Origin of the sequence: Streptomyces sp. NPDC001594 (assembly GCF_042893675.1) — a bacterium.
In the GTDB taxonomy this organism is placed as follows: domain Bacteria; phylum Actinomycetota; class Actinomycetes; order Streptomycetales; family Streptomycetaceae; genus Streptomyces.
Genome location: NZ_JBIAVB010000022.1, coordinates 75,579 through 99,764, shown reverse-complemented (window position 1 = coordinate 99,764; position 24,186 = coordinate 75,579). Strand labels below are relative to the sequence as shown.

Sequence of the window (24,186 nt, the reverse complement as noted above, 5' to 3'; positions counted from 1 at the left end):
GTAGACGCGCGGACTGACGTCCGGACCACCCTACAAACTAGCGCCGGTAGTTTTCGGACGACCAGGGGTCCCGGCGGTCAGATGATGCCGAAAAGCATCCCCGCCGCGAGGACCACGAGGGAGGTGAGGGCCGCCCATTTCACGGTGAACCGGGTGTGGTCGCCGAACTCGACCCTGGCCATGCCGACGAGCACGTAGACGGCCGGAACCAGCGGGCTGGACATGTGCAGGGCCTGTCCGACCAGGGAGGCGCGGGCGATCTCCAGCGGGGAGACGCCGTGGGCCGCGCCCGCCTCGGCCAGGACCGGCAGGACTCCGAAGTAGAAGCCGTCGTTCGACATGAAGTAGGTGAGGGGCAGGCTCAGCAGTCCGGTGACCAGGGCCATGTGCGGGCCCATGCCGTCGGGGATGGCGCCGACCAGCCAGTCGGCCATGTGCTTGACCATGCCGGTCCCGGAGAGGACCCCGGTGAAGACGGCGGCAGCGAAGACCATGCCGGCGACGTTGAGGACGTTGTCGGCGTGGGCGGCGATCCGGGCCTTCTGGTCGGGCATGTGCGGGAAGTTCACCGTCAGCGCGAGGGCCGCGCCGAGGAGGAAGAGCACCGGGATGGGAAGCAACTCCATGATCATCGCGGTGAGCAGGGCTGCCGTGAGGGCCGCGTTGAACCAGTAGAGGCGGGGCCGCAGGGTCGGACGGTGGGGGTCCAGGCCCTGGAAGTCCTCGGGGCCGTCGGCGGGAGCGGGACCCTCGGGGCCCTCGGCACCCACGGGACCCCCGGGACCGGCGGTCGGCGCGGGATCCGCGTCCGGGCCGACGCCGCCTTCCGCACCGCCCGTGGCGGCACGCGCGCCCCCGGCGCCGGCCTTCGCACCGGATCCGGCCGCGACCAGGGACTCCGGCTCCCGCTCCGCCTCCTCGCCGGGCAGGGCCAGGGAACCGACCCGGCGGCGCTCACGGACGCCCAGGGCGTAGGCCAGGAGGAAGACGAAGACCAGACCGGCGGCCAGTGCCGGGATCATGGGGACGAAGATGTCGGCCGCGTCGAGCTTGAGGGCGGTGGCGGCGCGGGCGGTGGGGCCGCCCCAGGGGAGGGTGTTCATCACCCCGTTGGCGGTCGCGGCGACGCCCGTCATGACCACCAGGCTCAGGCCGAGCCGCTTGTAGAGCGGATACATGGCCGAGACCGTGATCATGAAGGTGGTGGAGCCGTCCCCGTCGAGGGAGACGATCGCCGCGAGGACGGCCGTGCCGACCACCACCCGCATGGGGTCGGCCTTGCAGAACCGCAGGATGCCCCGGACGACCGGATCGAAGAGGCCGACGTCGATCATCACGCCGAAGTAGACGATGGCGAACATCAGCATCGCGGCGGTCGGCGCGAGCTTGCCGACGCCGTCGATGACGTAGTCCCCCAAGTGCGCGCCCTTGCCGGCGAAGACGCAGAAGAGCGCGGGGACGAGGACGAGCGCCGCGATGGGCGACATTTTCTTCAGCATGATCAGGACCAGGAAGGTCGCGATCATGGCGAAGCCGAGGAAGGTCAGCATGCAGGGAAGGTAGGTGCCGCCTCCTGGGGCCAACAAGACGTCCGGGCGTGAGCAATACGAGCAAAACCCCAGCTCAGGGCAGGGGTGTGAGGGTGACGGGGAAGCCGTTGAGGACGGCGGTGCCCGACAGGGGGTCGAGGCGGCTGCCGTCGAGGAGCTGGTTCACGTTGACGCCCGCGACCGTGCCGGCCACCGCGAGCCGGGTGCCGTCGCGGTCGTGGCCCCAGCCGTGCGGGAGGCTGACCACGCCGGTGCGGACGGTGTCGGTCACCTCCACCGGGACGTCCAGGCTGCCGCCCTCGGCGGTGACCCGGGCGCGGCCGCCGTCGGCGAGGCCGAGCCGGTCGGCGTCACGGGGGTGGACCTGGAGGGTGCAGCGGTTGGAACCTCCGACCAGGGCCGGGACGTTGTGCAGCCAGCTGTTGTTGGACCGCAGGTGGCGGCGGCCCACGAGCACCAGGGCGGCGGGACGTTCGGCGAGCGCCGCGCGCAGCCGGGGCAGCTCGGCCGCGATCGGGTCCGGCAGCAGCTCGATCCTGCCGCTGCGGGTCCGCAGCAGCCCGGGGAGCCGGGGCCGCAGGGGGCCCAGGTCGATGCCGTGCGGGTGCGCGAGGAGCCGCTCCAGGCTGAGGCCCCGCTCCACCGCCTCCGCTTCCGCCGCCTCCGCCCCGGCGGCGCCGAACAGGTCTCCGTACGGCCCGAGACGGAGCATCAGATCGAGCCTGCGCTCGGGGCCGTTCTCTCCGGTCAGCATCGCCTGGAGGCGGGCCGGATCGGCTCCGTGCAGGGGTGAGTTGCGGTCGGCGGTCTCCTTGGCGAGGGCGGCCCGGATCGCCGTCTCGTCCACGGCGGACGGCTCGGCGGAGCCGTGCATGCCGGAGACGGCCAGGACGAGGCGGGCGAGGATCTCGCACTCGTCGAGCCGGTCCGCTTCCAGGGGGACTGCGGGGCGGGTGTAGCGGACCTGGTTGCGGATGGCGAAGCCGTTGAAGGAGAAGTCGTGGTGCGCGGTCTGGGAGGGCGGCGGCGGGGGCAGGACGACGTGGGCGTGGCGCGAGGTCTCGTTCAGGTAGGGGTCGACGCTGACCATGAAGTCGAGCCCGGCCAGGGCCGCGTCGAGCCGCCGTCCGTCGGGGGCGGACAGGACGGGGTTGGCGGCGATGGCGATCACCGCGCGGATGCGCTCCTCCCCCGGTGTCTCGATCTCCTCCGCCAGGGCGGCGGTGGGGAGTTCGCTCTTGACCTCGGGGTGGCCGCTGACCCTGCTGTGCCAGCGGCCGAGGGCGAAGCCCCTGCCGGGCCCGGCGGGACGGGGCCGCGGGCCGGTGGCGGGCAGGGGGAACAGGGCCCCGCCGGGGCGGTCGAGGTTCCCGGTGAGGACGTTCAGGACGTCCACGAGCCAGCTCGCGAGCGTCCCGTACTCCACGGTGCAGCTGCCGATCCGCCCGTAGACGGCGGCGGTCGGCGAGGCCGCGAGCTCCCGGGCGAGGCTGCGGATCTCCTCGGCCGGCAGGTCGCAGGCGGGAGCGACGGCCTCAGGAGTGAAACTCCCGAGGGCGTCGGCGAGTTCCCCGAGGCCTTCGGTGTGTTCCGCGAGGGCTCCGGGGGCGGTGAGCTTCTCGTCCAGGAGGGTGTGCGCGAGCGCCGCGAGCAGCAGGGCGTCGCTGCCGGGGCGCGGGGCGAGGTGCCGGTCGGCGAGCCGGGCGGTGCGGGTGCGGCGCGGGTCGACGACGACGAGCGTCCCGCCCCTGGCCCGCAGGGCCTTGAGGCGGCCGGGGAAGTCGGGGGCGGTGCACAGGGAGCCGTTGGATTCGACGGGGTTGGCGCCGATCAGCAGCAGGAAGTCGGTGCGGTCCAGGTCGGGCACGGGGATGGCGAAGGGGTCGCCGAACAGGAGCCCGCTGGACACGTGCTTGGGCATCTGGTCGAGCGTGCTGGCCGTGAAGAGGTTGCGGGTGCCCAGGGCGCCGAGGAGGAGCGGCGGGTAGAGGGCTCCGGCCATGGTGTGCGCGTTGGGGTTGCCGAGGACGACGCCCACGGACTGGGCGCCGTGCTCCCGGACGAGTGCGGGGACGGCGGCGGCGATGCTCTCGTACGCCTCCTCCCAGGTGGCCTCCCGCAGTCGTCCGTCGCGGCGGACGAGGGGGGCGCGCAGCCGGTCCGGGTCGGAGTCGAGGGCGCCGAGGGCCGCGCCCTTGGGGCAGATGAACCCGCGGCTGAAGACGTCGTCGCGGTCGCCTCGGGCGCCGGTGACGGTGGTCCCCTCGATGGTGAGGGTGAGGCCGCAGGTGGCTTCGCAGAGGGGGCAGATACGCGGGGCGGTGCGGGGCATGGGCCCTCCCGGGGGCGGCAGGCGGCGCGGGCGCGGAACTGCGGGACCCTGCCGCGCGCGGCGCGGGCCCGCGGGCGCCCCGAGCATACCGACCGGTAGGGACGGCGGGGAGGGGGTGGCGGCAGCCCGTTCGGTTCCGGCGGGCGGAGAGGCCGGCGGCGGCGGGGCGGCGGGGGTGGGGGCGCGGAGGGGACCGGGGGCGACCGGGCGGCCGGGGGGCGGCGTTCGGGCGGGGGCCGCCGGGTCAGTCGAGGACGCGGGCCAGGTAGGCGTGCATCATCGCCCGGGTCTCGTCGACGATGCCCGGGTCTCCGGCCGGGTCGGACCGGAAGGCGAGCTGCACGAGGGCGTCCGTCGCCTCCACGGCCACCAGGACCGCCCGCCGCAGAACGGGGTCGGGGGTGAGCCCGAGGTGGGCGCACAGGAGGCCGGTGAGGCGGGCCGCGACCTGGTGGTTGGGGTCGGCGGCGGGGCCCTCCGCGGGCGGGGCGGGCACCCCGAAGTCGACCAGGGCGAAGCCGGGGAGGGTCCGTTTCATCGCCAGGTACTCGTCCAGCACCGCGTCCACGACGGGCCGCCAGTGCGTGGCGGGGACCTGGGCGAGCCGTGCCGTGATGCCCTCGGCGTACCGGTCGAGGTTGCGCTGGGCCAGGGCCGCGGCCATGGCCCGCTTGTTGCCGAAGAAGCGGTAGACGGAGCCGATGGGCACGCCGGCGCGCAGGGCGACGGCGCGGGTGCTCAGGTTCTCGTACCCGGTCTCGTCGAGGAGTTCGGCGCAGGCGTCGAGGATCCGGGCGAGGCGGTCGGCGCTGCGCTGCTGGACCGGGGTCCGGCGCAGGGGGTGGGCGGGAGGCACGGGATCCATCATGCCCTTCCTGACGGCGCTCGGTTCCGGCTCAGTTCAGGAGGAGGGTGAGCCCGCCGATGGTGTACGTGATCATCAGCGCGAGCAGCGGCAGTTGTCCGGCGACGGCCTTCGCCGGGGGGAAGAGGCGGACGGAGCGGTCGTGGGCGGCGATCACGCCGAGTACGTGCCCGGCGACGACGGCGATCACCTGGAGGGCGGCGAGACCCGCGGGACCCAAGGGGGGACTGGGCTCCGGGGCATTGTCAGTGCCCAGTGCCATGCTTACTGTGCGTGGTCCTTCGGTGACGAGGAGGGAGAAGTAATGGGCGGTGAGATAGCCGAGGGCGATCGGTACGAGTGAGTGGGCGAAGGCGGTCAGCGGGCGGGGGTTCGGTCCGCTGACGAGGCGGGTGGCTCCCGCGCAGAGGCAGTACAGGGTGGCGACGAGGGCGACGGAACCGAGGAGTCCGAGCGTGGCCGTGGGGGTGCGGCCGAGGGGGGAGGTCTGGACGGCGTTGATCCAGGAGGGGTTGTCGGAGTAGCCGTCGTAGGCGGTGGAGCCGAGGAGGACGCAGACGGTGGCGACGAGTCCGGGCCGCTCGGGCGTCGCGTCGAGTCCGTGGAAGGGGTTGCGCAGGACGAGACGGCCGTCGCGGCGGCGGCCCAGGGGGGAGAGCCGGGAGAGGAGGTCGGAGTAGGCCTCGAAGGGGTCGGCGGCGCTGAACCAGTCCTCGCCGTGGCGGGCGGCGAGGAGCAGGTTCGGGACGGCGTAGACGGTGAGGGCGATCAGGAGGGAGGTGGTGGACGCGGGATCGGGAGAGACGAGTTCGAGCCAGGTGAAGGCGAACAGCCCGGCGGCGGCGGGCCATTGGCCGAGCCCGGGCGGTAGGGGGCGGCCGGCTCCCGGCGGGCGGCGGCGGGCCCGGTCGAGGAGGCGGTGCAGGGTGCGGAGCGGGTTGAGCGGGCGCCAGACGGGGCCGAGGAGGAGGGAGGCGGGCACGAGTCCGACCCACAGCAGGACGTAGACGGCGCCCGGGGCGGGGTTGCGGGCGGGGTCGTCGGGACCGAGGAGGAGGTGGAGGAGTACGGCGAGGGCTGCGGCGAGACCCAGTCCGCGCAGGGTGGTGCGGGTGGCCGGCGCGTCGGCCACCCGCTGGATCCCGGCGGGCAGGGCGAGCCCGGAGCGGTCGCCGCGGAAGCGGGAGGCCGACCAGAGGAGGCCGAGGGCCAGGAAGGAGACGAAGAGTGCGGTGAAGGCGCCGGCGAAGGCGTAGAAGGGGGAGACCGGCAGATCGTGCTGGGAGCCGATCCCGTGGGCCAGGAGGGTCGACGGGCCGGTGGGGCGGGGGGTCACCGGACGAGGAGCTGGGTCAGGACGAGTCCGGACTCGTGGGTCTCCACCTCGAAGAGGCCCGTGCGGTCGGCCGTCAGGACCAGGGTGGCCTCCTGGCCCGCGGACAGGGCGAGTTCCTTGTCGTAGCCGTGGACGTGCAGGGTGTCGGCGCGGTCGCTGGTGACGCGCAGGGCGATCCGCTCACCGCGCCTGAGCTCGGTGCGGGTGGTGGGCGGGGACACCTTGCCGTCGCGGACGGTGAGGGTGACGGTCCGGTCGGCCGGGGGTGCCTGCGGGGACGCGGGCGCCGGGGTGCCGGTCGGGGCGGGGGCGGTGTGGCTGTGGGACTCCTGGCCCGGGGGGCCCGCGGTCAGCTGCGCCGTCGCCTCGACGGGCTTGCCGGCGACCGCCCAGGCCGTGTGGTCGTCGGCGTAGAGGCGGACGGTCAGGGTGTGCGCGCCCTCGGGCACCTGCGCGGCGGGCAGGTGGAACCAGGGGCCGTACACACGGGCCAGCTTGTGGCCGTCGAGTTCCAGGTGGGCGTGGCCGGCGCCGGGGAGGGCGGCGCCGCCGGTGCTGTCGGGGGTGAAGCGGAAGTTGGCCACGGCCAGCTGGAGGTTCCAGCCGTCCTCGGAGTCGGGGCGGGTGGTGAGCCGTACCTCCGGGGCGCCCTGGGCGGGGACCTCGCGCAGGCGGTGGCCGCCGCCGTCCTGGGTGTCGAGCAGGGTGCCGACGTCGCCGGAGGCCTGCTCGTGGGTGGTGCCGGGCTTGTGGTGGGTGGTGGCGCGGCCGCCGCAGCCGGTGGCGGCGGCGCCCGTGAGCAGGAGGAGCACCGCCACGAGCGCGGCCGTGCGGGCGCGCCTGCGGCGCGGGTGGGCCTGCCGGGTGGCCGCCCGGCAGGCGTCGCACGGGACGTGGGGCTCTGCGGCGTCGGTCACCGCGGGGCCGGTCACTGCGGGCCTCCGGTCGTCGGACGGGCCGCTGCGGCCCCGTTCCCCACCGGGCCGCCGTCCGCGCCGCGGCCCGGCTCCGCCGGACGCCCGGCATCACGGCCCGGCCGAACCGGCCTGCCCGGGGCTGCCCGGCGGGCGTTGGAGGGGGGTGCGGTCGGGGTCGGGGCGGGGGTGGGGTTGTCGGAGGGGGGTGGGGTGGCGGGGTGGGTGGGGGTGGGCGGGCCGGGGCGGGCTGAGGCCACGGCCGCCCACAGCACCCACACCACCGCGACCAGGCTGCGGATCCAGGCGGGGCTCAGCGGGATCCAGGGGACCATCAGCACGGCCTTGTCGAAGGCGTCGAGCAGGGTCAGGGCGCCCAGGAGCAGGGTGAGGCGGGCCAGCCAGGGCCGCTGCGGGCGCAGGGCCAGGCCGGTGCCGGTCCACCACAGGCCGAGCAGGAGCAGGGCGAGAGCGGGGACGGGGGTGTGGGTCAGGGAGGTCGTGGAGCCGGCGACGTCCAGGGCCAGGCCGGCCAGGCCCAGCAGGGCGGCGGCCGTGCCCAGCCGGGAGCGGCGCAGGCGGCGGCCCCACAGGACCGCGCCGACCAGCAGCAGGACCGCCGCCACCGCGAGGGCGACCTGGGTCTCGACCCGCTCCAGGCCCCGGGCCCCGTACCAGTCGCAGCCGGCCGGGAGCCTGCGGGCCTGGACGTTGTAGTCGGCGCAGACGAGCAGCTGGGTCAGCTTGACCGGTTCGCCCACGAGCCGGGCCGAGGCGCCGCTGACCTGGCCGCGCGCGGCGCCGCACTGCGGGAGCGTGCCCGGGGTGGAGCCGTCGGGGCCGTCCTGCCAGCAGTTCCCGCGGCCCTGGCCGTCCCACCACACGTCGCTGCCGTTGGGGCGGGAGGCACCGGACCTGTCCTTGCCGAGGACGTTGCCGGCGTAGCGGTTGTGGTGGGAGGTGTCGGTCTGCCTGGACCACTTCTCCTCGCCCCGGATGAAGGCCGGCACCGCGCTGAGGAAGAAGCCGGCGCGCCGGTGCCCGTAGACCCAGTTGTTCTCGTAGACGTTCCAGTTGCCGCCCGCGGTGATGATGCCGGTGCCCGGCGGCATGGAGATCTGCGGGCAGACCACCCCCTGCTCGTAGCCGCGCGCGACGGGCGGCTTGGCGCAGGTGCCGTCGGCGACGTAGGGGTAGTAGTCGGCGTTGTTGTCGTGGATCAGGTTCCGCTCGAAGCGGGCGTGGTTCTGCGGGAGGCCGGGGTGGCCGGGGAAGGCGCTGTCCATCGAGGCGCCGCCCATGTTCTGGTCGAACTCGTTGTCGTGGACCCACACCGAGTCCCCGGCCGTGCCGGAGTAGCCGACCATGTTGTGGTGGCTGCGGCAGCCGGTGATCTCGATGGAGTAGCGGAGTACGTCGTAGCCGCGGCCGTCGTTGATGTTCGAGGCGCTGCCCGGGTAGATGCCGGAGTCCCCGTTGCCGTAGGACTCGCAGTTCTTGTAGAGCCCGTGGTCGCTGGCGAAGGTCAGGAAGCCGTACTCGTCGTTCCAGCGGGTCAGTACGTCGTCGATGACGAAGCCGTCGGCCGCGAGTACGTACAGGGAGTTGAAGGTGGTGCGCTGCGCGGTGAAGTTGCGGAAGTAGACGCCGTCGGACCCGTCGGCGCGGATGGCGTTGAGCTTCCGGTACTTGGCGTCGACGACGACGTCCGTGCGGGCGGCCCCGGTCCCCTCGATCTGCAGGTCCTTCTTGCCGAGGATCGCGACGAGGTTCTGGTTGTGGCGGCACCGCACCTGCTGCTCGTAGGACAGGATCTGGTAGCCGAGGGCCGAGTCCGGGGCCTTGAGGTGGGCGCACTCCCCCTCGGGCTCGGGCAGCGAGGGCTCCTCCTCGTAGAGGCCGGGGAGGATCGCGATGTTCATGCCCGGCCGGTCGACGGCGTCCACGGCTTCCTGGAGGTGGCGGTACCCGGCCGCCTGGCAGCGCTCGTAGAGGGCGAGGTTGCGCTGTCTGAGCTGCTCGGGGAAGGCCGCGGTCCGGCGTTCGAAGTCGGCCCGGTCGGTCTTGCAGACCAGCAGGTCGGGCTCGGCCGCGCGGTAGACCGGGACGGATCCGGAGCCGTCGGGGAGGGTGACGGGGCGCTCCTCGTGCGCGCGGGCTTCGGGCGCGGCGGCGAGGAGGGACAGGAGCGCGAGGAGGGCGGCGAGGAGCGCCGCCGGCACGGCAGGGAACCTGCGGGTCCACGACATGCGCGAGAGAGTAGAGCATTGTTCATCTTTTCGGATCCCCCCGCGCACGGGCACGCCCGCGGGCCCTGGCCGGAAACACGGCGTTGACGTGCGGGGCGCGGAATCCTACTGTCGGCCATAGGATTCCTTCGACGGAGCGGGAGCAGCCCCCATGAGTGAGCAGGCCAGGAAGACGGCGCAGGCGCTGGAGTACCTCACCGGCTTCGGCAACGAGCACAGCTCGGAGGCCGTGCCCGGCGCCCTCCCGCTCGGCCGCAACTCCCCCCAGCGCGCCCCCCTCGGCCTCTACGCCGAGCAGCTCAGCGGCAGCGCCTTCACCGAGCCCCGCCGCCACAACCGCCGCTCCTGGCTCTACCGGATCCGCCCCTCCGCCGCCCACCCGGCCTTCACCCGCGGCGACAACGGCGCCCTGCGCACCGGCCCCTTCACCGAAACCGTCCCCGACCCCAACCGGCTGCGCTGGAACCCGTTGCCCGACCCCGCCCCCGGCACCGACTTCCTGGCCGGCCTGTGGACCCTCGGCGGCAACGGCGACGCCACCCAGCGCACCGGGATGGCCATCCACCTCTACTCCGCCAACGCCGACATGACCGACCGGGTCTTCAGCGACTCCGACGGCGAGCTGCTGATCGTCCCCGAGCGCGGCGGCCTGCTGCTGCGCACCGAGCTCGGCCTGCTGTCCGCCGGCCCCGGCGAGGTGGCGCTGATCCCGCGCGGCGTCCGCTTCCGCGTGGAGCTCCTGGACGGCGACGCGCGCGGCTACGTGTGCGAGAACTACGGCCGGCCCTTCGAGCTGCCGGACCTGGGCCCGATCGGCGCCAACGGCCTGGCCGCCGCCCGCGACTTCCGGGCGCCGGCCGCCGCGTACGAGGACGTCGAGCGCCCGACCGAGGTGGTCAACAAGTTCTGCGGCAACCTCTGGGCCGCGACCTACGACCACTCCCCGCTCGACGTGGTCGCCTGGCACGGCACGCACGTCCCGTACGTCTACGACCTGCGCAAGTTCAACGTCATCGGGTCCATCAGCCACGACCACCCGGACCCGTCCGTCTTCACGGTCCTGACCTCGCCCTCCGACACCCCGGGCCTGGCGGGCGTGGACTTCGTCGTCTTCGCCCCGCGCTGGCTGGTCGGCGAGGACACCTTCCGCCCGCCGTACTTCCACCGCAACGTGATGAGCGAGTACATGGGCCTGATCGAGGGCGCCTACGACGCCAAGGCCGAGGGCTTCGTCCCCGGCGGCGGCTCGCTGCACAACATGATGTCCGCGCACGGCCCCGACCGGGAGACCTTCGACAAGGCCAGCGCCGCCGAGCTGAAGCCGCAGAAGATCGACGACGGCCTGGCCTTCATGTTCGAGACCCGCTGGCCGATCACCGCCACCGCCCAGGCGGCCGGCGCCGACCATCTCCAGCGTGGATACGACGACGTCTGGGAGGGTCTCGAGCGGCACTTCCGCGCCTAGTATTCCCCTGCCCCCGCACCGCTCAGCCTGCCGCCCCGGCCACCGGGACGCCAGCCCGTACGGAGAACCACCCGTGACCGCCTTCGCCCCCGACTCCCTGGTACTGAACCGGAAGCTGCCCCTCTGGTACCAGGTGTCGCAGTCGCTCCGCGCCTCGATACTCGGCCGCACCCCGGACGCCTCGCTGCGCCTGCCGACCGAGGAACAGCTCGCCGAGCACTACGGGGTGAGCGTGCTGACGATGCGCCAGGCGCTCAAGGAGCTGGAGGGCGAGGGGCTCATCAGCCGGCACCGGCGGCGCGGCACGTTCATCGAGCCGGGCGCCCGCCGCAGCGCCCCGGTGCGGCTGCTGGGCTCGGTCGACGCGATCGTGGCCCAGCAGTCGGGCGAGGCGACGACGGTCCTGGGGCACGAGCGGACGCCGGTGTCCGGGGAGCTGCTGGAGCACTTCCCGGACCTGCCGGAGGTGGTCACCTTCCGCCGCCTGCGGCGCGACGGCCGGAGCGGGGAGCCCACGAACTGGGCGGAGAACGCGGTGCGCCCCGAGCTGGCCGAGGCGGTGGACCTGGCCGACCTGGAGCGCTGGCCGATGACCAAGGTGCTGCGTGACGTGGTCGGCGTGCGGATCAGCCGGATCACGGACACCGTCGAGGCGCGGCTGGCCGACCCGGAGACGGCCGAGCTGCTCCGGGTGCCGCTGCTGAGCCCGATCCTGCACTACACGGGCGTGACGTACGGGGAGGACGGGCGGGTGGTCGACGTGGCCCGGATCCGCTACCGGGGCGACCGGTTCTCCTTCACGGTCACGGTCGACGCGCCCTGAGCCGCCCTTGAGCGGCCCACGAGCGGGCCCCGAGCGGGCCCGAGTCCCGGCCGGGCCCCGGACGACGGCCTACTTCTGCAGCTCGTCCTCCTCGGTCGCGCGCTCGCCCTCGGCCTGCGACGGCGTGGTCCGCGTCGTCGGCGCGTGGTGGCTCTGCTGGAACTGCTTCTCGTCCATGTCCTCGTCGAGCCGCTCGCCCTCGGCCTGCGAGGGGGTCGAATACTCGTCGTACTGACTCATGGCCGGCTCCTCGGTCGGTACGGATACGTACGTAGGTGACGTACGCGTACATAAGGAGCGTAACGCTTCGGCCGGGACGCGGCCCGGCCCCGGCCGCCCGTCGCTACCATCTGCCGGGTGAGCGAAGACGTACCCCTGCTGGACGATCTGATGCCCTGGTCCGTGAGCGGCCTGCGCCTGGGCCGCGCCTGGGTCGCGGCCCCCGACGCGGCCACGCTGCGCGCCCGCTGGACGGCCCTGACCGGGGCCGAAGGGCCGGAGCGCGAGCGGCTGTTCCGCCCGAGCCGGACCCGTACGCCCTCCGCCGGCGCGGCCGCCCTGCCGGGGCAGCGCTCGGCCACCTCCCGCTTCGCCGACGACCCCGGCCCCTTCCCGGACCCCGTACGGGTGCTCCGCGCGCCCTTCGACGAGCAGTGGCTGCTGCCCGACCAGCGGCTCATCGACGCGGCCCGCCCCGAGCTGTGGCGGGTCCTGGACGGGCAGCAGCTGTTCCTGCTGGAGAACCCGGGCCTGCTGGTCACCGCCCACCTCCCAGCCGGCCGGCTCGGCCGGATCCGCCCGCTGCACCGGCGCCCGGGCGGCGCCGAGGCGAACCTCGCCCCGGGCCTGGCGCGCCTGCTGGGCGGGCGCTACGGCGGCTGGGTCACCCCGGAGGACGTGCTCTGCTGGATCCTCGCCGCCGGCCGCCCCGGCCCCCACGGGTACGAGGTCCCGCTCACCACCGACCCCGGGCGCTGGCGGGCCGGGCTGGACCTGGGCCACCGGCTGCTCACCGTCCAGCTGCGCGGGGCGCGCGGCGGGGAGGTGCCGCGGCTGCCCGGCGGACGGCGGCCGTACGTCCGCGCGGCGGTCACGGCCTGGCCGCGGGAGCTCGGGTACGACCCGGAGACCGAGACGCTGACGGTCGGGGACGGGGTGGTCTCCCCCGTCCCGGCCGGGGCGTGGGAGTACGAGGCGCAGGGCGTGCGGGTGCTGGACTCCTGGTTCGCCGCCCGCGGCGCGCACCGGGAGCCGGAGGCGCGGGGGCTGGAGGGGTTCGGCCCGGCCGAGTGGCCGCAGGCGTGGACCTCCGATCTGCTCGCGCTGGTGACCACCCTGGCGCTGCTGGCCGATCTGGCGCCGGAGCGGGCGGCGTTCGCCCCCGGGCCGCAGCTCCCGCGGGCCCAGCTGGCGGCCGCCGGCGTGCTGCCGCCGCCCCGCTGGGCGCGCCGCCCGGCCTCGGTGCTGGACCACCAGGAGGAGGGTCCGGGGGGCCAGTTCGCCCTGCTGTGAGCCCCCGGCCCGCCCCGGCCGTCGCGGCGAGGGGGTGACAGACCCCGCTCCCACCCGGTAGGCAGGGCCCATGGCAGCCACCGAACCCCTCCCCCTGTCCGGCCTCACCGTCGTCGCCGTCGAGCAGGCCGTCTCCGCCCCCTTCGCCACCCGTCAGCTCGCCGACCTCGGAGCCCGGGTGATCAAGGTGGAACGCCCCGACGGCGGCGACTTCGCCCGTGCCTACGACACCGCCGCCCGGGGTTTGGCCTCGCATTTCGTGTGGGCCAACCGGGGCAAGGAGTCCCTCGCGCTGGACCTGAAGGACCCGCGCGGGCTGGAGGTGCTGCACGCCCTGCTCGGCGGGGCCGACGTGTTCGTGCAGAACCTCGCGCAGGGCGCGGCCGCCCGGCTCGGGCTGGACGCGGCCTCGCTGTGCGCCCGCTACCCGCGGCTGGTGGCGGTGGACATCTCCGGCTACGGCGACGGGGGCCCGTACGCGCACAAGCGGGCCTACGACATGCTCGTGCAGTGCGAGGCGGGGCTGGTGTCGGTGACCGGGACCCCGGAGCGGCCGGTGAAGGCGGGGATCCCGGCGGCCGACATCGCGGCCGCCATGTACGCCTTCTCGGGGGTGCTGGCGGCGCTGCTGCGGCGCGGGACGACGGGGCGCGGCGGTCCGGTGGAGATCTCGATGCTGGAGTCACTGGCCGAGTGGATGGGGCATCCGCTGCACCACACGCTCCACGGCGGGGAGCAGCCGGTGCGGACGGGTCTGGCGCACGCGGTGATCGCGCCGTACGACGCGTACGCGACGGCCGACGGGGACCGGGTGCTGCTGTCGGTGCAGAACGACCGCGAGTGGGGCCGGCTGGCCCGGGAGGTGCTGGACCGGCCGGAGCTGGCCGCGGATCCGGCGTTCGCGACGAACGCGGCCCGTACCCGGGGGCGGGAGGAGACGGACGCGGTGGTGGCCGGGGTGCTCGGCAAGCTCTCGGCCGACGAGGCGGTGGAGCGGCTGGAGGCGGCCGGGATCGCCTGCGCGCGGCTCAACTCGGTGGCACAGCTGGCCGGGCACCCGCAACTGGCGGCACGGGACCGCTGGCGGGAGGTGGGTTCACCGGCGGGCCCGCTGCGGGCCCTGCTGCCGCCGATCGGGCTGCCGGGTGGCCCGGAGGCGGTGATGGGAGCGGTGCCCGCGCTCGGCGAGCACACCGACGCCCTGCTGCGCGGCCTGGGGATGACGGACGCGCGCATCGCGGAACTGCGCGGGGATGGCGTGATCGCCTGAGGCCGGGACGCGCCGGGGCGCCGGGACGTCGGGGCGCGGGGACCTCGGGGGTGCCGGTGGCTCCGGCGCGGCGTGCGCCGGAGGACGCCGGGTGGAGGGGACGGGGCCGGGGTGCAGCCGGACGGGCCGGCTGCGCTACGGGGACGGTCGTCGGGGGCGGTTACGCGCGACGGCTGCCGAAGAGGGTGCGCCGCAGCCTGCGCAGCGGTGCGAAGAGCGCGACGCGCGCGCTGCGGCTCCGCTGGACGTGGGTGTGGTCGCGCGAGGTGAGCTCGCGCATCAGCAGGGTCGCCTCGGCCACGTCGTGGCGCGGGACGGCGGGTCCGCCCAGCACGGCGAGGTGGCGGTCGAGGCGCGAGCTGGTCGCGCTGCTCCCGCAGGTGATGGCAGGCACGCGGGGCGGCCTGCTGCGCATCGTTATCTGTTCCATGTCTCTCCCCACCCGTATCAAGGCACCCGGCCCGGGCAGGCTAACCCTATCGCCTGCGCTATGTCCTCGGGTATCCCGGTGGTGTGAATTACCCCTGTGGGTACGGGTAGTTGACGATTACTCAGCGGAGTCGACCGTCACTCTCCGTGCGAGATGCGGCACTTGGGAACACGCTCGGTGAGCACCGTGCGGAGTGTCGTCACGACGGGGGTCGCCGCGGCTGCGCTGCGCTAACTTGGAGTGATCACCCGGTGACTCGAGGGGGAATCGCGTGAGTGCGGACGAAGGCGTGGAGTCCGGGCGTGTCATCGCCGGGCGGTACCGGCTGCTCGGTCCGCTGGGCCGCGGCGGCATGGGCGTGGTGTGGCGGGCCCGCGACGAGGTGCTGGGGCGGGAGGTCGCCGTCAAGGAGGTGCGCGCCCCCGCCGGACTGGACGCGGCCGAGGCGGCGCGGCTGTACCGGCGGCTGGAGCGGGAGGCCTGGGCCGCCGCCCGGGTCTCGCACCGCGGGGTGGTCACCGTCTACGACGTGGCCTCCGAGGAGGGCCGGCCGTGGATCGTGATGGAGCTGGTGCGCGGGCTCTCGCTGGCGGAGGTGCTGGAGGGCGAGGGGCCGATGACCCCGCAGCGGACCGCGCACGTGGGCGAGCAGGTGCTGGCGGCGCTGCGCTCGGCGCACGACGCGGGAGTGCTGCACCGGGACGTGAAGCCCGCCAACGTGCTGGTCGCCAATGACGGGCGGGTGGTGCTGAGCGACTTCGGGATCGCGAGCCTGGCGGGGGCCGCGCCGCTCACGATGCCCGGCGAGGTGATGGGTTCCCCCGAATTCCTCGCTCCGGAACGGGCGTTGGGGCGCGATCCCGGTCCGGAGTCGGACCTGTGGTCGCTCGGGGTGATGCTGTACGCCGCCGTGGAGGGGGTCTCGCCCTTCCTGCGGGACACCCCCGTGGCCACCCTGGAGGCCGTGGTGGACGCCGAGCCGCCCCCGGCGCGCCGGGCCGGTCCGCTGGAGCCCGTGCTGGAGGGGCTGCTGCGCAAGGACCCGGCCGCGCGGCTGCCCGCGGCGGAGGCCGCCCGGATGCTGCGGATCATCGGCGCGGGCGGGGCCGTACGGGACCCGGGCGGGCCGGTGTGGGATCCGGCGGCGCCGACGGTGGTGGCCGGGCCGTACCAGGGGGACCGCGGGACCGTGCCGGTCCCCTCGGCGCCCCTGCCGCCGGAGCCGCCGGACCGGCGCGGGAGCGGGGCGGGCGTGGTGCTCACCCTCGGCTTCCTGGCGCTGCTGGCGGTGCTGGCCCTGCTGGTGTGGCTGCTGGTGCGCGACACCGGGGGCGGGAGCGGGGCGGCCGGGGACCCGGCCCCGACGCGGCCACCCTCGCCGCCCGCGTCCGCGCCGGCCTCGGAGCCGGCTTCCCCGTCCGGATCCGCGACCAGCGGGCCCGCGCAGAACGTCACGTTGTACGTGCACACCCTGCGCGCCGCCTACGCGGGAAGCTGCCCGCCGCCGGCGACGGGCACGCCCTCGTTCACCGGCACCATCGAGGTGGCCGTGGTGCCCGCGGTGGTGGAGTACCGCTGGGCCAGGCTCGACGGCTCCACGTCCACGGCGCCGTGGCAGAGCATCACGTACGAGGAGGGCGGGGCCCGGACCCGTCAGCTGAACCACGACGAGCCCGTGGAGCGGGCGGACGGGAGCGTGCAGGACGCGGTACGGCTGGAGGTGCGCGCCCCGCAGCTGAAGACCTCGGCCTGGATGGAGTTCTCCGTGGCGTGCGCGGAGGAGACCCCGACGGCCGGGGCCTCCTCCCCCGCTCCCCCGAGCCCCTCGGGTTCGCCCTCCGGGACGCCGGCGCCGGCACCCGGGGGGCCGACGCCGGCGGGGAGCCCGGTGGCCGGCCCTCAGGCCTTGCCGCTGAACACCGGGAGGTAGCCGCCGGACTGCCCGGCGGCGGTGGGGTGGTACGACTCGCCGATGTTGGTCCAGTTGACGCTGTGCAGCCAGGCGTCGCCGGAGCAGATCTCGTGCCCGGTGAAGGCGCCGACGACCGAGGCGAAGGTGAAGCCGTGGTCGGCGGCGCGTTTGGCGACGGCCGCGTTGAGGTAGTCGGAGGCGCCGTTGATGGCGGAGCGCTCGCCCTCGGTGAGACCGGCGACGCAGCTCCCGTTCAGCTGGTAGAAGCGGGGGTAGCCGAGGACGACGACCCTGGCGGAGGGCGCGCGGCCGCGGATGGCGTCGTAGACCTGGTCGAGCTGGCCGGGGAGGGTGGAGTCGACGTACGCCTTGGCCTGGTTGACGCGGTTGACACAGGTGGATTCGGACTGCAGGACGCAGGTCGTCATGACGTCGGAGAAGCCGGCGTCGTTGCCGCCGATGGTGATGCTGACCAGGTCGGTGCCGGAGTTGAGCGGGCCGAGCTGACCGGAGATCACATCACCCGTACGGGCGCCGGAACAGGCGGTGAAGGAGAAGGTCTGCGGGGAATGGGCGGCGGCCCACAGGGCCGGGTAGGCCCGGGTGGTGCGCTTGCAGTTGCCGCTGGCGGAGTCGTAGTTCCCGGCGCCGACGCCGGAGGAGTACGAGTCCCCGAGGGCGACATAGCCGAAGTCGGCCTGGGCGGAGGCCTGGCCCGCGCCGAAGAGGGCGGCGCCCGCGGCGAGTAACAGGGAGGAGGTGAGGGCGGCGAAGCGCGACAGTCTCATGCTCATGGGTGCGGCTCCTCGTGGGGGGAGGGTGGGGGGAGTGTGGGGTTACTCCTCAGTCGTTGGTACAAGCAGCCGGGGCTGGCCGGAAGTGTTCATGCCAAGAATTTTCCGGGCGGGATCGGCGGCCGAATCTTCACGACCGATGCGTTTGAAGAGGGAACTTGGGCACCCGATCCGGCGAAACACGGGTGCGGGAGGTCAGTTCGTGCCGGATCATGGGCGCCATGCCAGCAGACCCGCATGACGCGCTGCCGATCCGGCTCCACGTGGACGACAGTGACTCACCGTCGGACGTCGTCGACGCGCTCTTCCTCGGCCGGTTCGCGACCGGCGAGCAGCCGTACGCGCAGAGCGTCACCATCGAGCGGGTGAAGGCGGAGGCGACGCTGCTGCCCCCGCGGGCCACCGTGCTCCGCTCGGCACGCGACACCGACCGCAGCGCCACGCTCGCCGAGGGCGAGGGCTGGACGGTCCTGGTCTCCCGCTGGAGCCGGGGCGCGGACGTCACGGTCACCGCGGTCAGCGACGAACTCGCGCAGCGGGTGCTCGGCGAGGCCACGGACGGCGCCCAGGACGAGCCCGAACCGCAGCCGGAGAACGTCACGATGGGCTTCTGGTACGTCTCCCCCCGCCGGGGGCCGTACCGCACGACGCGGCAGATCTCGGCCGGTACGTGGGCGGAGGTGCGGCCGAACTACACGGCGCCGGTGGCGGCCGCGATGGACCGGCTGATGAAGGTCACCCCGGACGACATCGCGGGCCGCCTGCTGCTGTTGCACGGGCCGCCGGGGACGGGCAAGACCTCCGCGCTGCGGACGCTGGCGCGGTCGTGGCGGGACTGGTGCCAGGTGGACTGCGTCCTGGACCCGGAGCGGCTGTTCAACGACGTGGGCTACCTGATGGACATCGCGATCGGCGAGGACGAGGGCACCGCGAAGGGGCGCTGGCGGCTGCTGCTGCTGGAGGACTGCGACGAGCTGATCCGCGGCGAGGCGCGGCACACGGCGGGGCAGGCGCTGTCGCGGCTGCTGAACCTGACGGACGGGCTGCTGGGGCAGGGGCGCAACGTGCTGGTCGGTGTCACCACCAACGAGGACCTGGAACGGCTCCACCCGGCGGTGGTCCGGCCGGGCCGCTGCCTGGCCCGCATCGAGGTCGGCCCGCTGACGCGCGGGGAGGCGGTGGAGTGGCTCGGCACGGACGAGGGGGTGTCCCGGGAGGGGGCGACCCTGGCGGAACTCTTCGCCCTCCGGCGGGGGACGGGGCCGGCGGCGGTCCTCCCGGCCCAGTCCCAGCCGGAGGCGGGGCTGTACCTCTGAGGCTCCGCCGGGGGGTCGTCCGTCGGCTGCGGACCGTTGCCGCCGCGCGGGGCTACTGGGCGGTGTAGCGAGCCCGGAGGGCGGCGGTGGCTGCGGCGAGGGCCTCGGGTTCCGTGAGGCCAAGACGGTGCGCGCGGTCCGCGTACGCCTGCGCGGCCAGGGCGGCCTCCCGCGAGGACCCCTCGCCCGCCGCGACGAACGTCCCGTTCCGGCCCCGCGTCTCGATCACCCCGTCCGCCTCCAGCGCCCGGTACGCCTTCGCGACGGTGTTCGCGGCCAGCCCCAGTTCCTCCGCCAGCCCCCGCACCGTCGGCAGTTTGAAGCCCGCCGGGAGCCGGCCCGACCGGGCCTGGTCCGCGATCTGCGCGCGCAGCTGTTCGTACGGGGCCGCCGAGCCGGCCGCGCCGTCGATCCTGAGCCTGAGGGGGTTGGTCGAGGTCACGGGCCGATTGTAATTCGCAGGCGCCGGTGGCCCGTCCGCCCGTAACGTCGGCCCCATGAGCCTTGACGCCGTGCACGTACGCGATCTGCGCCCCGACGACCCCGCCGACGCCGAGGCCGTCGTACGGGTGCGCCGTGCCGCCCTGCCGTTCCTGGTCACGACCCCGGACGGCGTGGCCTTCGAGCTCGGCTCCGCGCACCCCGACGCCCGCTTCCGCCTCCTGGTCGCCGAGACGGCGGACGGCCGGGTCGTCGGTACCGCCCGGGTCGGGCTCGCCCACGACAGCCCCGAGCCCGGACAGTCGTACGTCAACGCCTACGTCGACCCCGCCGACCGGGCCCACGGCGCCGGCACCGCCCTGCTGCGCGCGGCGGAGGAGCACCTCACCGCGCACGGGGCCGTGGACGCCTACGCCTGGGTGCTCGACGAGCCCGCGCACCGGGCCTTCGCCGAGCGGCACGGCTACCGTCCCAGCCGCTCCGCGCACTTCCTGCGCCTGGACCTGGCGGCGGCCACCCTCCCGCCGCTCCCCGACGACCTGCCCGCCGGGGTGGAGCTGCGCCCGGCGTCCGCGTTCGCCGCCGACCCGCGCCCGCTCTACGAGGCCGACGCCGAGGCCACGGCCGACGAGCCGGGCGACGTCCCGGCCTCGCTCGACGACTACCAGGAGTGGCTGGACGGCGTCTGGCACGACCCGACCCTCGACCACGGGCTGACCTCGGTGGCCGTCGTCGACGGGGAGGTGGCCGCCTTCTCGGCCGCCCGCACCGACGGCCGCACCCGCTACGGCTCGGCGATGACCGGCACCCGGCGCGCCTTCCGCGGCCGCGGCCTGGCCAAGCTCGCCAAGACGGACTCGCTGCGGCGGGCCCGCGCGGCCGGCTACACCGAGGCCTTCACCGGCAACGACGCCGGGAACGAGCCCATGCTCGCCATCAACGCGTGGTTCGGATACCGGATCTGCGCGACCGAGACCCGTTTCACGAAGAAGCTCGGAGGACCAGCGCTGTGAGCACCACCTGGACCATCACCCTGACCAAGGCCGGCCGGACCAAGATCGCCTACCCGGCGGCACAGCTGTCCGACGACGGTGACCGGATCTCCGTACGGGCGCCCTGGGCGGCCGAGGGCGTACGGGACTTCGGGTTCGTCCGCTTCGAGCCCGGCGACGTGTTCGTCGAGCACTTCTGGCGGACGCGCTGGTACGCGGTCAAGGAGGTCTGGAGCGGGGAGGGCGTCCTGAAGGGCTGGTACTGCGACGTCACCCGGCCGGCCGTGGTCCGCGAGGGCGGGATCCTCGTGGAGGACCTGGACCTGGACCTGTGGGTGTCGGCGGACGGGAAGACCGTCCTGCGGCTGGACGAGGACGAGTTCGCGCAGAGCGGCCTGGCCGCGAGCGACCCCGAGGCGGCGGGCCAGGCGGTACGGGCACTGGACGCGCTGGAGGAGCGGGCCCTGTCCGAGGAGGGTCTGGCCGCCCTGCTGCGCTAGGGCCTGGCGGCCCCTTTCTGTGGGGGTGCTTAGGGGTTCCTTAAGAGGAGCCTAAGGATCCTCTTGGGGGGCGCGAAGGCGGCCGAACGGGCTGTGCGGCGGGCTAGCTTGGCCGGGCCAGGGAGGTCGTGGTGCGGTGCCGGAACCCTTGCGGGGGCGGTGGCGCGGCGGCCGGTTCCGCTGGTGCACCCCGCCCCGCGCCCGAAGGAGATCCGCCCATGCCCGCACCCCACCGCCGCACCGCCGCCCGTGTCGCCGCCGCCGGTCTGGCCCCGCTCGCGGTGGCCGCGTACGCGGCCGTTCCGGCGGCCGCCCACGGGTCGATGACGGACCCGGTCAGCCGGGTGGCGGCCTGCTACGCGGAGGGGCCGGAGGCGCCGAAGTCGGCCGCCTGCAAGGCGGCGGTCGCCGCGAGCGGCCCGCAGGCCTTCTACGACTGGAACGCGGTGAACATCGCGAACGCCGCCGGGAAGAGCCGGTCGCTGATCCCCGACGGGCAGCTCTGCTCGGCCGGCAACCCCAAGTACAAGGGGCTGGACCTGGCCCGCGCGGACTGGCCGGCCACGCCCATGACGGCGGGGGCGCACACCTTCCGCTACAAGGGGACCGCCCCGCACAAGGGCTCCTTCGAGCTGTACGTGACGAAGGACGGCTACGACCCGTCGAAGCCGCTCAAGTGGTCCGACCTCGAAGCCGCGCCCTTCGCGAAGGCCACCGACCCGGCCATGCGCAACGGCGACTACGTGTTCGGCGGGACCCTGCCCAAGAAGAGCGGCCGGCACCTGATCTTCAGCGTCTGGCAGCGCTCGGACAGCCCCGAGGCCTTCTACACCTGCTCCGACGTGGTCTTCGGCAAGGACGGCGGCGGCAGTGGAGCGGGCAGTGGCGGCAGCGGCGGGACCGGGGCCGTCCCGTCGACGGGCGCCTCCGCGCAGCCCTCGCGGCCCGCTCCCGTCGAGCCGCCCCAGGCGCCGACGGACCGGCAGATCTCCGACGGGGCCGGCAAGTCCACCGTGGAGCACGGGGGCCACGGCGACGACGACCCGAAGACCAACGGCCGGGCCGCCGCCTCCCCGGTCGCCGCCGCGCCGGTCTCCGCCCCGTCCGCCTCCCCCCTCGGCGGCGGGGACGGCGGGAACCTCGCGCAGACCGGCGGGAACGGCGCCACCCCGGCGCTCGCCATCGCGGGTGCCGGGGTGGTGGCCGTGGGGGCGGCCGTGCTGTTCGCCGTGGCCCGCCGCCGGGCGACGGGCTCGGGCCGCAGCGTCCGCTAGCGGGGCCGGGTCAGTCGAAGACCGAGGCGCACGTGGTCCGTTCCGCGTGCGCCGGGTCGAGGGCGTTGGCCGCCTCGTGCCAGGCGATCCGGTCGGTCAGGCCGATGGCCACGTGCTCCGAGAGGTCCAGGGGGCACAGGTCCTGCAGGACCACGTTGCGGACGCCCGGTCCGTCGAGGAAGGCGCTGCGGTACGGGGTGACCACCTCGTCGTACTTGGTCGCGATGACGGTGTAGGAGACGCCGGGGACGGTGTCCCCGCCCGCGTTCAGCTTCTGCTGGAAGGGCGATCCGACGATCTGGTCGGCCAGCCCCGGGGTCGCCGTGCTGATCAGGTCGGCCGCCCCGGGGAAGTACGGGAGCAGCTGGGTGAGTCCGGACAGGGTGGTGCCGTGGTTGTCGGGGGCGAGGCCGACGAGGGCGTTGACCTTGGCGGCGCCGCCCAGGAACTTCAGGTAGTAGCGGGGCATCATGCCGCCCTGGGAGTGCCCGACGAGGTCGGCCTCGGGGGCGCCGGTGGAGGCCAGCACCTTGTCGACGAAGGCGTCGAGCTGGCCGGCCGACGCGGCGATGGGGCCGAGCCCGTTGAAGAGGGGCACGCCGGGCAGCTGGCCGTAGTCGAGGGAGTAGACGCAGTAGCCGCGGTGGACCAGGTAGGGGGCGAACCCGAGCCAGTTGTCGACGGAGTTGCCGAAGGTTCCGTGGACGAGGACGACCGGGCGGGGGTGTTCGGCCGAGGGCTTGCAGGACCAGTCGTTCCAGCCGCTGCTGGGGGCGGACGCCGCCTGCGCTGCGCCGGTGGGGGCGACGAGCGCGGCGGCGGCCAGGGTGAGGACGGCCAGCGGGCGGAGCAGGCGTCTCCAGGGCAGCATCGTGTGATCTCCTTGCGGGTCAAGGGGAATGGCGTGGGGGTTCCGTCCCGTGATCCGGATCACATGGGGGGAGCTGCTGCCGCTAAATTACGGGCGAGTAGCAAGACTTGGAAGTTACGCGTCGGTAAAAACTCGCGTGTCCAGCGTGCCTCCAGTACCGCTCGGGAAGGATGGACGCCCCTGGCCCCCCATCCCGAGGTGAGCGTCGCCATGCACGAGGCCCCTGGAGCCGGTACCGCCCTGGCCACCCCGTCCGCGCTGGCGGCCGACCCGCTGGTCGCCGCAGTAACGGAGACCGCCGTACGGGTCCTGCGGCCCGGGGCGGAGCGCACGGCGGCCGAGGGGGTGCCGCGCACCCACCTGGACGCGCTCGCCGCCTGCGGGGCGTACGGGCTGATCGGATACGAACCGGAGCCGCTTTCCGGCCTCACGCCCCGTCAGGTGGTGCGGGAGGTCCACGAGGTGCTGGCGGCGGTGGACCCGTCGACCTGGTTCGTGTGGACCCAGCACGTCCCGCTGGCCAGGGCCCTCGCCCAGGCCTCCGGTGCGGCCGGCGCCGCCCTGCGCGGGAGCTGGCTGCCGGCCCTCGTGCGCGGGGAGCGGCGCCCCACGGCGGGCTACGCCTTCCTGCGCCGCCCGCAGCCGCCCGTCACGGCGGTGCGGGTGCCGGGCGGGTGGCGGCTGGCCGGGCGGATGCCGTGGGTGACGGGGTGGGGGGTGGCCGACTCCCTGTACGCGGGCGCCGTCACCGGCTCCGACGAGGCGGTCCTCGCCCTGGTCGACCTGGCCCCCGGCGCGGAGGCGGAGGGGCTGAGCACCGTCGAGGAGGCCCCGCTGTGGGCGATGGGCGGAACGCACACGGCCTCCGTCGAGCTGCGCGGGGTCTTCGTGCCCGACTCCCGGGTGCTCGGGGTGGTGCCCCGGGCGGAGTGGATCCGGGCCTACGACCTGGAGAACGCCGACGCCCAGCCGGCCGTCTTCGGCCAGCTGCGCGCCACGGCGGACTTCCTGCTCCGCTCGGCCCCGTACGAGGAACTCGGCCTGCGCCTCGCCGAGAAGGCCGCCCGGCTGCGCGCCGAGGCCTACGCCCTGCGCGACGAGCTGCCGGCCGGCGAGGGGGCCGGGGCCCGGCTGTCGCTGCGGGCCGCCGCCCTGGACCTGGCCGTACGGTCGGCGGCGGCCTGCGTGGCGGTGGCCGGGGGCCGGGCGGTCCAGTACGGGCACACCGCGGGCCGCCTCTCCCGCGAGGCCCAGTTCCACCTGATCCAGGCCCAGACCACCCCGCTCCGCACGGAGACGGCCCGGCTGATGCTGGGCGACCTCTGACCTCTGACCTCCGG

21 protein-coding genes are annotated in these 24,186 nt (G+C 74.7%); 10 read left to right on the top strand and 11 right to left on the bottom strand.

Annotated features, from left to right (window positions below; translation table 11 throughout):
• Positions 1 to 77: 77 nt before the first annotated feature.
• From ACFY0O_RS33635 to ACFY0O_RS33610, 6 genes are all read right to left on the bottom strand, one after another.
• The gene (locus ACFY0O_RS33635) at positions 78 to 1,550 is read right to left on the bottom strand and encodes a CitMHS family transporter (RefSeq protein ID WP_388953908.1); all 1,473 of its coding nucleotides are present in this window, start codon (positions 1,548 to 1,550) and stop codon (positions 78 to 80) included.
• Between the two features lie 73 nt (positions 1,551 to 1,623).
• Positions 1,624 to 3,882, bottom strand: a complete 2,259-nt coding sequence (locus tag ACFY0O_RS33630; RefSeq protein WP_388953906.1) for a molybdopterin oxidoreductase family protein — start codon at positions 3,880 to 3,882, stop codon at positions 1,624 to 1,626.
• A gap of 244 nt (positions 3,883 to 4,126) precedes the next feature.
• Positions 4,127 to 4,747: a TetR family transcriptional regulator gene (locus ACFY0O_RS33625; RefSeq protein WP_388953904.1), complete on the bottom strand. Its 621-nt coding sequence runs from the start codon at positions 4,745 to 4,747 to the stop codon at positions 4,127 to 4,129.
• A 31-nt stretch (positions 4,748 to 4,778) separates the two neighbouring features.
• The gene (locus ACFY0O_RS33620; protein ID WP_388953903.1) at positions 4,779 to 6,083 is read right to left on the bottom strand and encodes a hypothetical protein; all 1,305 of its coding nucleotides are present in this window, start codon (positions 6,081 to 6,083) and stop codon (positions 4,779 to 4,781) included.
• Complete coding sequence (locus ACFY0O_RS33615; RefSeq protein WP_388954028.1) at positions 6,080 to 6,901, bottom strand: hypothetical protein; 822 nt, start codon at positions 6,899 to 6,901, stop codon at positions 6,080 to 6,082. Before ACFY0O_RS33615 ends, ACFY0O_RS33620 begins: the two co-directional genes overlap by 4 nt.
• A gap of 110 nt (positions 6,902 to 7,011) precedes the next feature.
• On the bottom strand, positions 7,012 to 9,246 hold the full coding sequence (locus ACFY0O_RS33610; RefSeq protein ID WP_388953900.1) for a right-handed parallel beta-helix repeat-containing protein: 2,235 nt from the start codon (positions 9,244 to 9,246) through the stop codon (positions 7,012 to 7,014).
• A 151-nt stretch (positions 9,247 to 9,397) separates the two neighbouring features.
• Between ACFY0O_RS33610 and hmgA the strand changes: the two genes are divergently transcribed.
• Together hmgA and ACFY0O_RS33600 are read left to right on the top strand one after the other, a co-directional pair.
• A complete protein-coding gene (gene hmgA / locus ACFY0O_RS33605; protein ID WP_388953898.1) occupies positions 9,398 to 10,711 on the top strand; it encodes a homogentisate 1,2-dioxygenase in 1,314 nt (437 codons plus the stop codon).
• Positions 10,712 to 10,784: 73 nt separating this feature from the next.
• The gene (locus ACFY0O_RS33600) at positions 10,785 to 11,534 is read left to right on the top strand and encodes a GntR family transcriptional regulator (RefSeq protein WP_388953895.1); all 750 of its coding nucleotides are present in this window, start codon (positions 10,785 to 10,787) and stop codon (positions 11,532 to 11,534) included.
• 69 nt (positions 11,535 to 11,603) lie between these two features.
• Here ACFY0O_RS33600 and ACFY0O_RS33595 read toward each other — a convergent pair whose 3' ends face one another.
• The gene (locus ACFY0O_RS33595; protein WP_388953893.1) at positions 11,604 to 11,774 is read right to left on the bottom strand and encodes a hypothetical protein; all 171 of its coding nucleotides are present in this window, start codon (positions 11,772 to 11,774) and stop codon (positions 11,604 to 11,606) included.
• A gap of 150 nt (positions 11,775 to 11,924) precedes the next feature.
• Between ACFY0O_RS33595 and ACFY0O_RS33590 the strand changes: the two genes are divergently transcribed.
• Together ACFY0O_RS33590 and ACFY0O_RS33585 are read left to right on the top strand one after the other, a co-directional pair.
• Entirely contained in the window at positions 11,925 to 13,046 is a 1,122-nt protein-coding gene (locus tag ACFY0O_RS33590; protein WP_388954026.1) for a type ISP restriction/modification enzyme, read from the top strand.
• Positions 13,047 to 13,116: 70 nt separating this feature from the next.
• Positions 13,117 to 14,316 carry a CaiB/BaiF CoA transferase family protein gene (locus ACFY0O_RS33585; RefSeq protein ID WP_388953890.1) on the top strand — a complete coding sequence of 400 codons (1,200 nt, stop codon included), beginning with the start codon at positions 13,117 to 13,119 and terminating at the stop codon, positions 14,314 to 14,316.
• Between the two features lie 160 nt (positions 14,317 to 14,476).
• Here the strand turns inward: ACFY0O_RS33585 and ACFY0O_RS33580 are convergent, their stop codons facing one another.
• Positions 14,477 to 14,746, bottom strand: coding sequence for a hypothetical protein (locus ACFY0O_RS33580; protein WP_358895053.1), 270 nt, complete (start codon positions 14,744 to 14,746; stop codon positions 14,477 to 14,479).
• Positions 14,747 to 15,017: 271 nt separating this feature from the next.
• Here ACFY0O_RS33580 and ACFY0O_RS33575 point away from each other — a divergent pair, with 271 nt between their 5' ends.
• Positions 15,018 to 16,676, top strand: coding sequence for a serine/threonine-protein kinase (locus tag ACFY0O_RS33575; RefSeq protein WP_388953888.1), 1,659 nt, complete (start codon positions 15,018 to 15,020; stop codon positions 16,674 to 16,676).
• Here ACFY0O_RS33575 and ACFY0O_RS33570 read toward each other — a convergent pair.
• Entirely contained in the window at positions 16,646 to 17,446 is an 801-nt protein-coding gene (locus ACFY0O_RS33570; protein ID WP_388954023.1) for an SGNH/GDSL hydrolase family protein, read from the bottom strand. The genes ACFY0O_RS33575 and ACFY0O_RS33570 overlap by 31 nt on opposite strands.
• Before the next feature lie 227 nt (positions 17,447 to 17,673).
• Between ACFY0O_RS33570 and ACFY0O_RS33565 the strand changes: the two genes are divergently transcribed.
• Positions 17,674 to 18,768, top strand: coding sequence for a DUF5925 domain-containing protein (locus ACFY0O_RS33565; protein ID WP_388953885.1), 1,095 nt, complete (start codon positions 17,674 to 17,676; stop codon positions 18,766 to 18,768).
• A gap of 52 nt (positions 18,769 to 18,820) precedes the next feature.
• Here the strand turns inward: ACFY0O_RS33565 and ACFY0O_RS33560 are convergent, their stop codons facing one another.
• Positions 18,821 to 19,210 (bottom strand): GntR family transcriptional regulator, encoded by a 390-nt coding sequence (locus tag ACFY0O_RS33560; protein ID WP_388953883.1) that lies wholly within the window; start codon positions 19,208 to 19,210, stop codon positions 18,821 to 18,823.
• 55 nt (positions 19,211 to 19,265) lie between these two features.
• On the opposite strand from ACFY0O_RS33560, the gene ACFY0O_RS33555 reads away from it, so the two are divergent.
• The 3 genes from ACFY0O_RS33555 (at position 19,266) to ACFY0O_RS33545 (ending at position 21,975) form a co-directional block, all read left to right on the top strand.
• Positions 19,266 to 20,222, top strand: a complete 957-nt coding sequence (locus tag ACFY0O_RS33555; protein ID WP_388953880.1) for a GNAT family N-acetyltransferase — start codon at positions 19,266 to 19,268, stop codon at positions 20,220 to 20,222.
• On the top strand, positions 20,219 to 20,701 hold the full coding sequence (locus ACFY0O_RS33550; RefSeq protein ID WP_358895058.1) for a DUF402 domain-containing protein: 483 nt from the start codon (positions 20,219 to 20,221) through the stop codon (positions 20,699 to 20,701). The genes ACFY0O_RS33555 and ACFY0O_RS33550 overlap by 4 nt, the downstream gene beginning before the upstream one ends.
• 218 nt (positions 20,702 to 20,919) lie before the next feature.
• Positions 20,920 to 21,975 carry a lytic polysaccharide monooxygenase gene (locus ACFY0O_RS33545; protein ID WP_388953877.1) on the top strand — a complete coding sequence of 352 codons (1,056 nt, stop codon included), beginning with the start codon at positions 20,920 to 20,922 and terminating at the stop codon, positions 21,973 to 21,975.
• A 10-nt stretch (positions 21,976 to 21,985) separates the two neighbouring features.
• On the opposite strand, the gene ACFY0O_RS33540 is transcribed toward ACFY0O_RS33545, so the two are convergent.
• A complete protein-coding gene (locus ACFY0O_RS33540) occupies positions 21,986 to 22,846 on the bottom strand; it encodes an esterase/lipase family protein (protein WP_388953875.1) in 861 nt (286 codons plus the stop codon).
• Between the two features lie 210 nt (positions 22,847 to 23,056).
• Between ACFY0O_RS33540 and ACFY0O_RS33535 the strand changes: the two genes are divergently transcribed.
• Positions 23,057 to 24,172 carry an acyl-CoA dehydrogenase gene (locus ACFY0O_RS33535; RefSeq protein ID WP_388953872.1) on the top strand — a complete coding sequence of 372 codons (1,116 nt, stop codon included), beginning with the start codon at positions 23,057 to 23,059 and terminating at the stop codon, positions 24,170 to 24,172.
• Positions 24,173 to 24,186 lie beyond the last annotated feature (14 nt).